We start from the raw sequence: 11081 nt of genomic DNA, 5'->3' as shown, positions 1-11081 counted from the left end.
CCAGCCACAATATCTGCCCCTAAACCGGCCCTGCAAGAGAAGCCCGTGGCTGAAAAAGGGGAAAAGAGAGGCTGGTTCGCTCGTATTAAGTCAGGGTTAGGCAAAACCCGCGCCAACCTAACTGACGGTATTGCCGATCTGTTTTTAGGCAAAAAGCAGATTGATGATGAGCTGCTGGAAGACCTTGAGACCCAGCTGCTGATGGCGGATGTAGGCATTGAAGCCACTAGCGAGATTATTGAGCGCCTTGAAGCGCGCGTTTCGCGCAAAGAACTGAATAACCCAGAAGCGCTTTATCGCGGGTTGCAAGAAGAGTTGGCGTTGATGCTGGCGCCGGTAGCGACGCCGCTAAGTTTTGAAAAAGAGAGTGAAGGGCCTTTTGTAATTCTTGTGGTAGGGGTTAACGGCGTAGGTAAAACAACGACTATCGGCAAGCTGACCCAGCGTTTTCAACGTGAGGGTAAAAGCGTCATGCTCGCTGCAGGCGACACCTTCCGCGCAGCGGCGGTTGAACAGCTTAAGGTGTGGGGTGAGCGTAACAACGCGCCGGTAATTGCGCAGCATACGGGTGCTGATAGCGCTTCAGTGATTTACGACGCGGTGGCGGCTGCTAAATCACGTGGCGTGGATGTGCTGATTGCCGACACAGCAGGACGGCTGCACAACAAGAGTCATCTGATGGAAGAACTGAAAAAAGTTCATCGGGTCATGCAGAAGCTGGATAGCACCGCTCCTCATGAGGTGATGTTGGTGCTGGATGCGGGGACAGGGCAGAACGCCATTTCCCAGGCCAGCACATTTAATGACGCCGTGCCGATCAGTGGCATTACGCTGACCAAGCTGGACGGTACCGCCAAGGGCGGGATTATTTTCGCATTGGCGAAGCAGCTAAAAACACCGATTCGCTTTATTGGTGTAGGCGAAGGTCTGGATGATCTCCGCCCCTTTGAGGCAGATGACTTTGTTAACGCGCTGTTTGATCGGCAAGGGGATGATGGCCGCGCATGATCGCTTTTGAACATGTGGGTAAGCGCTATGGAGGGCGCTTTGATGCGCTGGCACACCTCAACTTTCGCGTTGCAAGAGGCGAAATGGTGTTCCTGACGGGGCATTCTGGTGCTGGTAAAAGTTCGTTGCTGCGACTAATTATGCGCCTCGAAAAGCCTAGCCGTGGCCGGGTAGTGGTGGCTGGGCACGACATTGCCGAGCTCCACGCCAGCCAAGTGCCGTTTTATCGTCGGCAAATTGGCGTGGTGTTTCAAGATCACCAATTGCTGTTTGATCGCAGTGTGTTCCGCAATGTATCTCTGCCGCTAGAAATCCAGGGGGTAGAGCCGCGTGAAACGGCGCGGCGCGTTCGTGCAGCACTGGATAAGGTCGGGCTTTTACACCGCGAAAAAGCGCTGCCAGTAGAGCTTTCCGGTGGTGAGCAGCAGCGAGTGGGCATTGCGCGCGCAGTGGTTAATAAGCCAGCTCTGCTGCTTGCTGATGAACCTACCGGTAACTTAGACCCACAGCTTTCTGCCGATATTATGGCGCTGTTTGAAGACTTCAATCGTATTGGCACCACCGTGATGATTGCCAGTCACGACTTAGCGCTGATTGCGCGACTACGTCACCGCATTTTGCGTTTGCAAGATGGTCGTCTGGTGGCAGATGAGGGGGCCGTATGAAACGTGCCGCGACACCCCGTCCTATAGGCGCAGCGCCCAAAGGTAAGCGACAATCGGCCAGAGCTCCCAGTGAGCCACACGCCGAGCGGCGTGGCGCACGTTCACAGCAAACACGTTTTAGCAGCCGCTTACGCGCCTGGGGACGCCATCATCGTGCAATGGCACTGGATAGCCTTTATCGCTTGGTACGCCATCCTGTGGGTAATTTGCTAACCATGCTGGCCATCGCCATTGCGTTAGTCTTGCCTGCGGCGCTTTGGTTAACCTTGGATAGCGCTAAGCTGTTAGACGCAGAACTGGATGAGAGTGCAACCCTCACCGTTTATTTGGAAACGACCGTAGACGCTGCACAGTCCGTTCGCATTGAGGAGGCTGTCATCGCGGACGAAGGTGTCGAAACGACCCGCATTATCAGTGCCGAGCAAGGTATGGTTGAGTTTCAGCAGTCCCTTGGTATTGAAGATACCCTGGCAGGGCTGGAAGATAATCCACTGCCGGCCAGTATTGTGATTTATCCACAGAGCGTTGAACCTGCAGCTATGGCACAACTGGCACAGCGCTTGGAGGAGTTCTCTGGGGTAGACGAGGTGCGCGTGGATTTGGCGTGGGTAGAGCGTTTACGTCATTTGGCGGATCTTGGGCGACGGGTGGCGCTCGCGCTTGGGGTGTTGTTCGGCTGTGGTGTGCTGCTAGTGGTGGGCAACACTATCCGTCTTTCGGTTGAGAGCCGACGACGAGAAATCGAAGTAGTGATGCTCATTGGCGCGACCCATGCCTTTGTCCGTCGACCCTTCCTCTATAGTGGGGCTTGGTACGGCGTGGGGGGCGGTCTGCTGGCGCTGGGATTGCTGGCATTTGGCAACCACTGGCTGTCGATGCCTGTTGCCGCCTTGGCGGCAAGCTACGGAGCGAACTTTGTGTTGCCGCAGTTAGATGTGACAGGCTCTACAATTCTGCTATCTTGCAGTACACTACTGGGCTGGCTGGGAGCTTGGTTGGCTGTTACACGCCATCTCTCTAGCATACGCCCGCGTTGATTATGTTTGTTATGCGGTCAGTAGCGGGAATTTCCACCCCGTTTTGTGTCTTATGCAGTGAATGCATCGGTCATTTGAACCTTATGCTTAGGCTAAGGTCTTAGAGTTAACGGAACACCAACCACGATAGGTTTTAAGGGAGACCACCTGCACATGAGCACTAGTCTTCTACCGGTGGGTCAGCTTTCTCCAGGTCACGATCTGGGCGGCTATATTCAAGCGGTTAACGGCATCCCCGTACTAAGCGTTGATGAAGAGCGTGAGCTTGCATTCCGCCTCCACGATGAAGGTGACTTGGAAGCAGCACGCCGTTTGGTGCTATCGCACCTGCGTTTTGTTGTGCATATTGCTCGTAGTTACTCGGGTTATGGTCTGCCACAGGCTGACCTGATTCAAGAAGGTAACGTCGGTCTGATGAAAGCCGTTAAGCGTTTCGACCCTAATCAGGGCGTTCGCTTGGTATCATTTGCCGTGCATTGGATCAAAGCGGAAATCCACGAGTTTGTGCTGCGCAATTGGCGTATTGTCAAAATTGCAACCACCAAAGCTCAGCGCAAGCTGTTTTTTAACCTGCGTAGCGCCAAAAAACGCTTAGCTTGGCTAAACAACGATGAAGTTAACGCGATTGCGGAAGACCTCAACGTAAAGCCAGAAGTAGTGCGCGATATGGAAGGACGTCTGTCGGCTTACGATGCGGGTTTTGATGCGTCTCCTAGCGACGACGAAGAGAGCACCTATCAAGCGCCGGCGTATTTTTTAGATGACGCTTCCGCTGATCCGGCAACGCTGCTGGAAGACAGCAACTTTGAGGAAGATTCAACGCGTCGCTTACAGCTAGCCTTGAAAGGCCTTGATGAGCGTTCGCGGGATATCTTGCAGCGTCGCTGGCTCACTGACAACAAAGCGACACTGCACGATCTGGCCGATGTTTATGGCGTCAGCGCTGAGCGCATTCGCCAGCTCGAAAAGAATGCGATGAAAAAACTGCGCCAAAAAATGGGCGAAGCTATCGCTGCTTAATCACGTACACATATTGGTTAAGCATAAGATAAACGCCCCGAAGGCTCTGCCTTCGGGGCGTTTTTATTGGGCGTGCATGTTGTGTCACCGCTACCTAAGCTGGTTGTACGGCTGCTCGTAACAGCTGGCTAGACAGCAGCGCCCATTGGTCTTCCCAGTACTCGGTCGGCAAGCGCTTGAAATCACTGCGCACATACTGAGAAATACGCCCTTCAGCCTGAGCGATCAGCAGGTTGGCTGCTGCTGAAGCGGATATGCTGGTGCGTAGCCCTTCGCGCAGCTCAGCTTCCCGCAGTATCTGTTTTAACTGGGTTTCCAAGCGTTCAAACAGTTGGTGAACGCGCTGGCGCAGCCGGGCCGTTTCGCCAGTAAGTACATCGCCTCCCAGTACCCTGGCAAGCCCAGGGTTCTTTTCGGCAAAGCCGAGAAGTAAGGCCAAGATGGTGCCGCATCGAGACGCCGCATCGGGGATATCTTCTAGGATGCGGGTAATACGCGCAAAGATGCTTTCTTCAATGAAGTCGATCAGCCCCTCAAACATGCGCGCTTTGCTGGGGAAATGCCGGTACAGCGCTGCTTCTGAGACGCCAACCTGGCGGGCAAGCGCAGCGGTTGTAATGCGCTTGCCGCTATCCTCTTCCAGCATAACGGCTAACGCTTGCAGGATTTGCTCGCGGCGGCGAGGTTTTTGTTCGTCACTCATGACGTTAGCCCTCCGTCGCGGTTAACCTGCGTCAGTAATCAGGGTGCCTACCCCAGCATTGGTAAAGATTTCCAGCAAGACCGCATGAGGAACGCGGCCGTCGATAATGTGGGCGCTGTTAACGCCGCCTTTTACTGCATCTAGTGCACAACGTATTTTTGGCAACATGCCACCATAAATCGTGCCGTCGGCGATTAAGGCGTCAACTTGAGCAGTGCTTAGTCCAGTTAATACCTCTCCCTCACTGTTCATCAGGCCCGCGACGTTGGTCAATAGCATCAGTTTTTCAGCGTTGAGTGCCTCGGCCAGTTTGCCTGCCACCAAGTCGGCGTTGATGTTATAGCTGTGGCCTTCACCGTCAACGCCGATAGGTGCTATTACCGGAATGAAGTCTCTGGCGGCGAGCATCTCAATGAGGTCGGTGGAGATAGACTCCACTTCACCTACGTGGCCAATGTCGATAATTTCCGGTGCGGTCATCTCAGGACTTTGGTGCTCTACTTTTAGTTGGCGGGCGCGAATTTGCGCGCCATCTTTGCCGGTTAAACCAATGGCTTTGCCGCCGCTTTGATTGATTAGATTAACAATGCTTTTATTGACTAAGCCCCCTAGGACCATCTCCACGACGTCCATGGTTTGAGAGTCGGTCACTCGCATGCCGTTCACAAAGCGAGATTCGATATTCAGTTTTTCTAGCAGGCTGCCAATTTGTGGCCCGCCCCCATGGACGACAACCGGGTTAATACCGACCTCTTTCATTAGCACGATGTTACGCGCGAATGAATCGATCAAGGTGTCTTCAGTCATGGCGTTGCCGCCATATTTAACGACGACCGTTTTGCCCGAAAACTGCTGGATGTAGGGGAGGGCTTCAGACAATACCTCCACAACGACCTGGGGGTCGCGGCTAGTTGAACTCATGGCGTTGTCCCTTTTGATTTTTTCCGTCGCTACTTTTTTATCGCGACCGTTATTACAGCGCGAGCATTGGCTTTTCCATGCGGCGTGTTGTCTAGCATTCTTATTGTGTCGCGCATTCGATTGGCACAATCACTTTTCTTCTGTTCACCCTGTCGTATCTATCCACGTTATTGAGGTTCAGGAATCATCAGCGTTGGTGAAATTTTCTCCAGCGCATTGGCAAAGCGCTGTTTTATTCGGCTAAGTGCCGCGGCATCGCTACCCTCAAAGCGCAGTACTAGCGCAGGAGTGGTGTTAGAGGCTCGGCACAGTCCCCAGCCATCGGCATAGTCCACGCGAATGCCATCAATCGTGGTTTTGATACCTTCGCCGAAGTCACCCTCTCTAGCAAGCTTCTTGATAAGCGGAAATTTTTCTTCATCAGCGACCGCGATATTAATTTCAGGCGTGCTGATATCTTGTGGAAATTGATCAAACAGTTCATCAGCACTGCCGGGGTGGCGGGCTAGAATTTCAAGCAAGCGGGCCGCGGCGTAGATGCCGTCGTCAAAGCCATACCAGCGCTCCTTGAAGAAAATATGCCCGCTCATTTCACCGCCCAGTTCAGCGCCGGTTTCCCGCATGCGTGCCTTGATTAGTGAATGCCCGGTGCGCCACATTTCAGGCTCGCCGCCAGCGTCGCTAATAACTCGCGCCAGGTTACCCGTGCATTTGATGTCGAAGATCACCTTGGCACCGGGGGTGCGTGACAGCATATCAGCTGCAAATACCATCAGGAGGTGGTCAGGGTAGATCATACGGCCACTTGGCGTGACAACGCCTAAACGGTCGCCGTCGCCGTCGAAAGCCAAGCCAATATCGGCACCTGTTTCCTTAACGCTGTGGATCAAGTCGCGTAGGTTTTCAGGTTTGCCTGGGTCGGGGTGGTGGTTCGGGAAGTGCCCATCAATGTCGGCAAATAATGGGGTGGTTTTTACCCCCAGGCGCTCAATAAGCTGCGGGCCCAACTCTCCGGCGACCCCGTTGCCACAATCCACAACTGCGCTCAGTGGGCGCTCGATATGGATGTCGTTAATAATTCTTTCAAGATACGCCGTGCGTAGGTCATGCTGGCGAACGCTGCCTTGGCCGCTGGTTAGGTCGTTTGCTTGGATGCGCTCATAGAGGGCGGTAATAGCATCACCGGAGAGCGTTTCACCCGCTAAGACGATTTTGAAGCCGTTGTAGTCAGGTGGATTGTGACTGCCGGTTAGCATTACCCCAGAGCAGCTTTCAGGCAGTGTGTGTGTGGCGAAATAAAGCACGGGGGTAGGCACCATGCCGATGTCTATAACGTCTCGTCCTGAGGCTGTTAGGCCGCGAATCAGCGCTGCTTGCAGGTGGGGCCCGGAAAGTCGTCCATCACGGGCAACAATGACCGTTTGCTCGCCTCGAGCGGCGGCTTCAGAACCAATGGCTCGGCCAATGAGTTCGGTGGTGGCCTCGCTCAGCGTATCGCCCACAATGCCGCGAATGTCGTAAGCACGAAATATCGACGCAGGTACGTTCATTGTCGCTCCTAGATATGCGCTAAAACAGCGCTTGGCTTATTGGCTGCCTGTGCTGCCAAAACCACCGCTGCCGCGAGTGGAGTCTTCAAAGGCATCGACAATGGTAAGTTCCGCTTGCACGACAGGAACAACGACATACTGAGCGAGACGCTCAAAGGGCGATAACGTAAAGCTGCTTTGACCACGGTTCCAAACGGATACCATCAGTTCGCCCTGGTAATCAGAGTCGATGAGACCGACGAGGTTGCCCAGCACGATACCGTGCTTATGACCTAGACCGGAGCGAGGCAAGATCATGCCTGCCAAGCTAGGATCTTCTATGTAAATGGCAAGGCCTGTTCGCACTAACTGGCAGTCACCAGGTGCAAGCACCAGTGGTTCATCTAGCAGTGCTCGCAAATCCATCCCCGCTGAGCCTGTTGTTGCATAAGAGGGAAGGTAGTCGTGCAGGCGTTCATCCAATACTTTGCACTGCAGGCGTGGGCGAGAACCGCTCATGATAATTCTCCGGAGGATTGAGAGGGTGGTTGAGAAGGCAGTAATGATAGTGCGTGACGAATAATTAGCGCGGCTAGCTGGGTTTTAGGCTGAAGCGGGGCTTCCTGTTGATGGGTTCCCGTCGCAGAGCGCCACAGCAGCAGAGCGGCATTGTTATCGCTGCCAAAACCGAGCCCCTGCTGGGAAACGTCGTTGGCCACAATCATATCTAACCCCTTGCGGGTCAATTTGTCTTCCGCATAGCGAGCGACATCCTGAGTCTCGGCGGCGAAGCCCACCACAAAAGGGCGTTGGTCAGTAGGCAGCGCGGAAACATCGGCAATAATGTCAGGATTCTTGACCAGCGTAAGCGTTAGCGTATCGCTGTCGTCGGTTTTTTTGATTTTGTGCTCAGCAGCGCTGGCAGCGCGGTAGTCAGCGACCGCAGCACAGCCAATAAATAGGCCAGCATGGGGGGCGAGTGTTAACGCTTCGTGATGCATTTGTGCAGCGCTTTCCACATCGATGCGCTCAACGCCGAGAGGAGTGGGGAGATTAACTGGGCCGCTTATCAGGGTTACTCGTGCTCCCTGAGCCGCAGCTTCAGCGGCTAGTGCGTAACCCATTTTCCCTGAACTGTGGTTGGATAGATAGCGCACGGGATCCAGCGCCTCGCGGGTGGGACCCGCAGTAATCACTACGTGCGGCGCAGAAGCTGGCGCTGGTAATTTTGCAGCAGAAGCAAAATGCTGTGCTAAGAAATCAACAATAACCTCGGGTTCGCTCATTCGCCCAGGACCGATGTCGCCACACGCTTGGTCACCTGCTGCTGGCCCGATCAGCAGCCAGCCATCGTTGGCTAGCTGAGAGACGTTGCGTTGGGTTGCAGGGTGTCGCCACATGGCCTGATTCATGGCCGGTGCAATCAACTTGGGTGCTTCACAGGCTAGGCACAGAGTGGTTAGCAAGTCGTCAGCCATGCCATGTACCAATCGGGCGATCAAATCAGCCGTTGCTGGGGCAATCAATACGGCATCTGCCCAGCGGGCTAGCTCAATATGCCCCATACCAGCCTCTGCTTCAGGATCAAGCAACGAGGTGCGTACCAGCTCCCCTGAAAGTGCCTGAAGCGTTAACGGCGTAATAAACGCTTGAGCACCCTCGGTCATTACCACGCGAACCTCACAGCCAGCTTGCTTGAGTAACCGAACAATCAGCGCGCTTTTATAAGCCGCAATGCCGGCGCTAATGCCAAGCAGCAGGCGCTTTCCAGCAAGTGGCGTTAGCGGGGATGGCGATAATAAGGCCATGATGGGTAGTCCCATGTAGCGTTTGTTAAAGGTGAGTACCATACCATTTGACGGGTTATTTTGGCATGCTCAAGCAGCAGTTGGAAAAGCCAGTTTGGGTGGGCGCAGTAGCAAATGCTGATGGTGCTATCAGGGGTGGGCAAGGAGGCGGCGATGGGGATTAATCACTGGCCGGAAGGTGAGCGGCCACGCGAGAAGTTATTGAATATGGGAGTGCAGACGCTTTCAGACGCCGAGCTACTGGCCATTTTTTTGCGAGTAGGCGTGCAGGGGCGCTCTGCGGTGGATCTGGCACGGGACCTGTTGGCCAGTTTTGGTGGTTTGAGGCAGCTTTTGGAGGCGGATCAGGATCAGTTTTGTGCGGCTCGAGGGCTTGGTAGTGCGAAATTTGCCCAGCTTCAAGCGACCCTGGAGCTTTCTAGACGTCATTTGGCGAGCCAGCTTGCCCGTGGCAATGCGCTCACATCGCCGTCGCTTGTGCGTCATTACTTAAGCTCCCAGCTTCGTCATCTGGGTCATGAAGAGTTTGCCGTGCTTTTTTTAGATACACAGCATCGAATTATTCGCTATGAATCCCTATTTCGCGGTACCCTAGATAGCGCATCCGTTTACCCCCGCGAAGTAGCCAAGCGTGCGCTTGAATTACACGCTGGTGCTGTCATCCTGGCTCACAACCACCCATCGGGTGTTGCTGAACCAAGCGATGCTGATCGACGTATTACTGAACGTCTAAAAGATGCCCTTGCACTCTTCGATGTGCGAGTGCTTGATCATTTCGTGGTGGGGGACGGTAACGTGGTTTCGTTTGCCGAGCGCGGTTGGCTATAGCAATTAATGAAAAGGGTGCGACGACAAAATCTCGTCGTTTACCTAAGTAAATTGTCCAAAAGATGCCTTTTTTGGCATTTTGGGGCGTTTTTGCTTGCTGGTAGCCGGGTGCTCTGGTATAAAGTGCCACCTTTAAACTTGGGTTGAATAACGGATTTGGGTACAGCTAGGCAGTTCACTGCGTCGACTCCCTCCCTGCTCCGGTTTGCCCGACAGTTTTGAACAACTCGCCAAGCGGTTGGAGGCTCTCATGTCCAAAGTATGTCAGGTTACCGGCAAGCGTCCGGTAACTGGTAATAACGTTTCTCACTCCCAGCGTAAGACACGTCGTCGTTTCTTGCCGAACCTGCACACCCATCGTTTTTGGGTTGAATCTGAAAACCGCTTCGTCAAGCTGCGCGTTTCCTCTAAAGGAATGCGTATCATCGACAAGAAAGGTATCGAAACGGTTCTGGCTGATATCCGCAAACGCGGCGACGCCATCTAAGCTAGCATTTTGGGAGAGTTAAACCATGCGCGATAAGATCAAGCTGGTGTCTAGTGCCGGTACAGGCCACTTCTACACCACTGATAAGAACAAGCGGAATACACCGGATAAGTTCGAATTCAAGAAATACGACCCGGTCGTCCGTAAGCACGTTATCTACAAGGAAGCTAAGATCAAGTAATTGCGATTACAATGATCGGCTTTCACCGCAGGCGAGCGCCTGTTGAAAAACCCGGCCCTAAGCCGGGTTTTTGCATGCCCGGTATTTAGCCGCTTACTTTGTAGGTTGGCGGTATCTGTCCCTACGCTTCGGCACCGCTTAGGCGACAGAGTGGTTGTCACGGTGCTGTCATCATAGACTTTCATCATGCCCGAATTGCCTGAAGTTGAAACGACGCGACGCGGCATTGCCCCCTATTTAGAAGGGCAAGAGATTACCGAGGTGCTGGTGCGCCAGACTCGGTTGCGCGTGCCGGTGCCCGAAGATCTAGCCGAGCGGCTAGTAGGAGCCCGAGTTGGCGTATTAAAGCGCCGCGCTAAGTACCTCCAAATTCCCGTGGCGACTTTCGAAGGTGAGGCCACGCTGTTGTGGCATCTAGGCATGTCGGGCAGCCTAAGGATTGCAAACGTCGGCGATTTGCCTAAAAAGCATGATCATGTTGACGTGGTGACGGCCAAGGGGCATGTGCTGCGCTACCATGACCCGCGCCGCTTTGGTTTTGTTGACTGGCAGCAGGGCGATGGCAGTTTGGATACGCGCCTTGCGCACCTTGGTCCTGAGCCGTTGGATGACTCGTTTAACGGTCGCTGGCTCTATAACGCATCGCGTAATAAACGCGTTGCGGTAAAGCCTTTTTTAATGGATAACCGCGTGGTGGTCGGTGCAGGTAATATTTACGCTGCCGAAGCGCTATTTATGGCGGGTATTGATCCCCGACGTGCCGCTGGGAAAATTTCCCTGGCCCGTTATCAGCAGCTAGCCGAGGCGGTTAAAGAGGTGCTGGCGGCAGCGATTACCCAAGGTGGCACGACGCTGCGGGATTTTGTCAGTGGGCAGGGCGAGCCAGGTTACTTT

At 54.0% G+C, this 11081-nt stretch carries 13 protein-coding genes; 8 read left to right on the top strand and 5 right to left on the bottom strand.

Annotated features, from left to right (window positions below; translation table 11 throughout):
- The 4 genes from ftsY to rpoH form a co-directional block, all read left to right on the top strand.
- A partial coding sequence (ftsY, locus tag INT22_RS19405) for a signal recognition particle-docking protein FtsY (protein ID WP_193068767.1) occupies positions 1 to 1008 on the top strand: 1008 nt, incomplete at its 5' end.
- Positions 1005 to 1673, top strand: coding sequence for a cell division ATP-binding protein FtsE (gene ftsE, locus INT22_RS19400; RefSeq protein ID WP_038481059.1), 669 nt, complete (start codon positions 1005 to 1007; stop codon positions 1671 to 1673). The genes ftsY and ftsE, both read left to right, overlap by 4 nt.
- Positions 1670 to 2710, top strand: coding sequence for a permease-like cell division protein FtsX (gene ftsX / locus INT22_RS19395; RefSeq protein WP_193059989.1), 1041 nt, complete (start codon positions 1670 to 1672; stop codon positions 2708 to 2710). Before ftsE ends, ftsX begins: the two co-directional genes overlap by 4 nt.
- A gap of 153 nt (positions 2711 to 2863) precedes the next feature.
- On the top strand, positions 2864 to 3730 hold the full coding sequence (gene rpoH / locus INT22_RS19390; protein WP_038481065.1) for an RNA polymerase sigma factor RpoH: 867 nt from the start codon (positions 2864 to 2866) through the stop codon (positions 3728 to 3730).
- Positions 3731 to 3824: 94 nt separating this feature from the next.
- Here the strand turns inward: rpoH and slmA are convergent, their stop codons facing one another.
- From slmA to coaBC, 5 genes are all read right to left on the bottom strand, one after another.
- Positions 3825 to 4433: a nucleoid occlusion factor SlmA gene (slmA, locus tag INT22_RS19385; RefSeq protein WP_095602789.1), complete on the bottom strand. Its 609-nt coding sequence runs from the start codon at positions 4431 to 4433 to the stop codon at positions 3825 to 3827.
- Positions 4434 to 4454: 21 nt separating this feature from the next.
- Complete coding sequence (argB, locus tag INT22_RS19380; protein ID WP_009724121.1) at positions 4455 to 5354, bottom strand: acetylglutamate kinase; 900 nt, start codon at positions 5352 to 5354, stop codon at positions 4455 to 4457.
- A 167-nt stretch (positions 5355 to 5521) separates the two neighbouring features.
- The gene (locus INT22_RS19375; RefSeq protein WP_193059987.1) at positions 5522 to 6904 is read right to left on the bottom strand and encodes a phosphomannomutase/phosphoglucomutase; all 1383 of its coding nucleotides are present in this window, start codon (positions 6902 to 6904) and stop codon (positions 5522 to 5524) included.
- Positions 6905 to 6940: 36 nt separating this feature from the next.
- Positions 6941 to 7402: a dUTP diphosphatase gene (dut, locus tag INT22_RS19370; protein ID WP_038481077.1), complete on the bottom strand. Its 462-nt coding sequence runs from the start codon at positions 7400 to 7402 to the stop codon at positions 6941 to 6943.
- Complete coding sequence (gene coaBC, locus INT22_RS19365) at positions 7399 to 8691, bottom strand: bifunctional phosphopantothenoylcysteine decarboxylase/phosphopantothenate--cysteine ligase CoaBC (protein WP_193059985.1); 1293 nt, start codon at positions 8689 to 8691, stop codon at positions 7399 to 7401. Before coaBC ends, dut begins: the two co-directional genes overlap by 4 nt.
- A gap of 153 nt (positions 8692 to 8844) precedes the next feature.
- On the opposite strand from coaBC, the gene radC reads away from it, so the two are divergent.
- The 4 genes from radC to mutM all read left to right on the top strand — a co-directional run.
- Positions 8845 to 9519 (top strand): RadC family protein, encoded by a 675-nt coding sequence (gene radC / locus INT22_RS19360; RefSeq protein ID WP_193060001.1) that lies wholly within the window; start codon positions 8845 to 8847, stop codon positions 9517 to 9519.
- Positions 9520 to 9769: 250 nt separating this feature from the next.
- On the top strand, positions 9770 to 10006 hold the full coding sequence (gene rpmB, locus INT22_RS19355; RefSeq protein ID WP_038481085.1) for a 50S ribosomal protein L28: 237 nt from the start codon (positions 9770 to 9772) through the stop codon (positions 10004 to 10006).
- A 25-nt stretch (positions 10007 to 10031) separates the two neighbouring features.
- Entirely contained in the window at positions 10032 to 10187 is a 156-nt protein-coding gene (gene rpmG, locus INT22_RS19350; RefSeq protein WP_009098622.1) for a 50S ribosomal protein L33, read from the top strand.
- A 186-nt stretch (positions 10188 to 10373) separates the two neighbouring features.
- Positions 10374 to 11081: bifunctional DNA-formamidopyrimidine glycosylase/DNA-(apurinic or apyrimidinic site) lyase (gene mutM, locus INT22_RS19345; RefSeq protein ID WP_226912939.1), on the top strand; the 708-nt coding region annotated here is incomplete at its 3' end.

The organism is Halomonas sp. 3D7M (assembly GCF_014897885.1).
In the GTDB taxonomy this organism is placed as follows: domain Bacteria; phylum Pseudomonadota; class Gammaproteobacteria; order Pseudomonadales; family Halomonadaceae; genus Vreelandella.
This window is presented reverse-complemented; position numbering and strand designations above follow the sequence as displayed.

What these genes read in the sequence shown, in the direction of transcription:
- ftsE (WP_038481059.1), top strand. Translation starts at nt 1,005, where the DNA reads ATGATCGCTTTTGAACATGTGGGTAAGCGCTATGGAGGGCGCTTTGAT.
- ftsX (WP_193059989.1), top strand. Translation starts at nt 1,670, where the DNA reads ATGAAACGTGCCGCGACACCCCGTCCTATAGGCGCAGCGCCCAAAGGT.
- rpoH (WP_038481065.1), top strand. Translation starts at nt 2,864, where the DNA reads ATGAGCACTAGTCTTCTACCGGTGGGTCAGCTTTCTCCAGGTCACGAT.
- slmA (WP_095602789.1), bottom strand. Translation starts at nt 4,433, where the DNA reads ATGAGTGACGAACAAAAACCTCGCCGCCGCGAGCAAATCCTGCAAGCG.
- argB (WP_009724121.1), bottom strand. Translation starts at nt 5,354, where the DNA reads ATGAGTTCAACTAGCCGCGACCCCCAGGTCGTTGTGGAGGTATTGTCT.
- INT22_RS19375 (WP_193059987.1), bottom strand. Translation starts at nt 6,904, where the DNA reads ATGAACGTACCTGCGTCGATATTTCGTGCTTACGACATTCGCGGCATT.
- dut (WP_038481077.1), bottom strand. Translation starts at nt 7,402, where the DNA reads ATGAGCGGTTCTCGCCCACGCCTGCAGTGCAAAGTATTGGATGAACGC.
- coaBC (WP_193059985.1), bottom strand. Translation starts at nt 8,691, where the DNA reads ATGGCCTTATTATCGCCATCCCCGCTAACGCCACTTGCTGGAAAGCGC.
- radC (WP_193060001.1), top strand. Translation starts at nt 8,845, where the DNA reads ATGGGGATTAATCACTGGCCGGAAGGTGAGCGGCCACGCGAGAAGTTA.
- rpmB (WP_038481085.1), top strand. Translation starts at nt 9,770, where the DNA reads ATGTCCAAAGTATGTCAGGTTACCGGCAAGCGTCCGGTAACTGGTAAT.
- rpmG (WP_009098622.1), top strand. Translation starts at nt 10,032, where the DNA reads ATGCGCGATAAGATCAAGCTGGTGTCTAGTGCCGGTACAGGCCACTTC.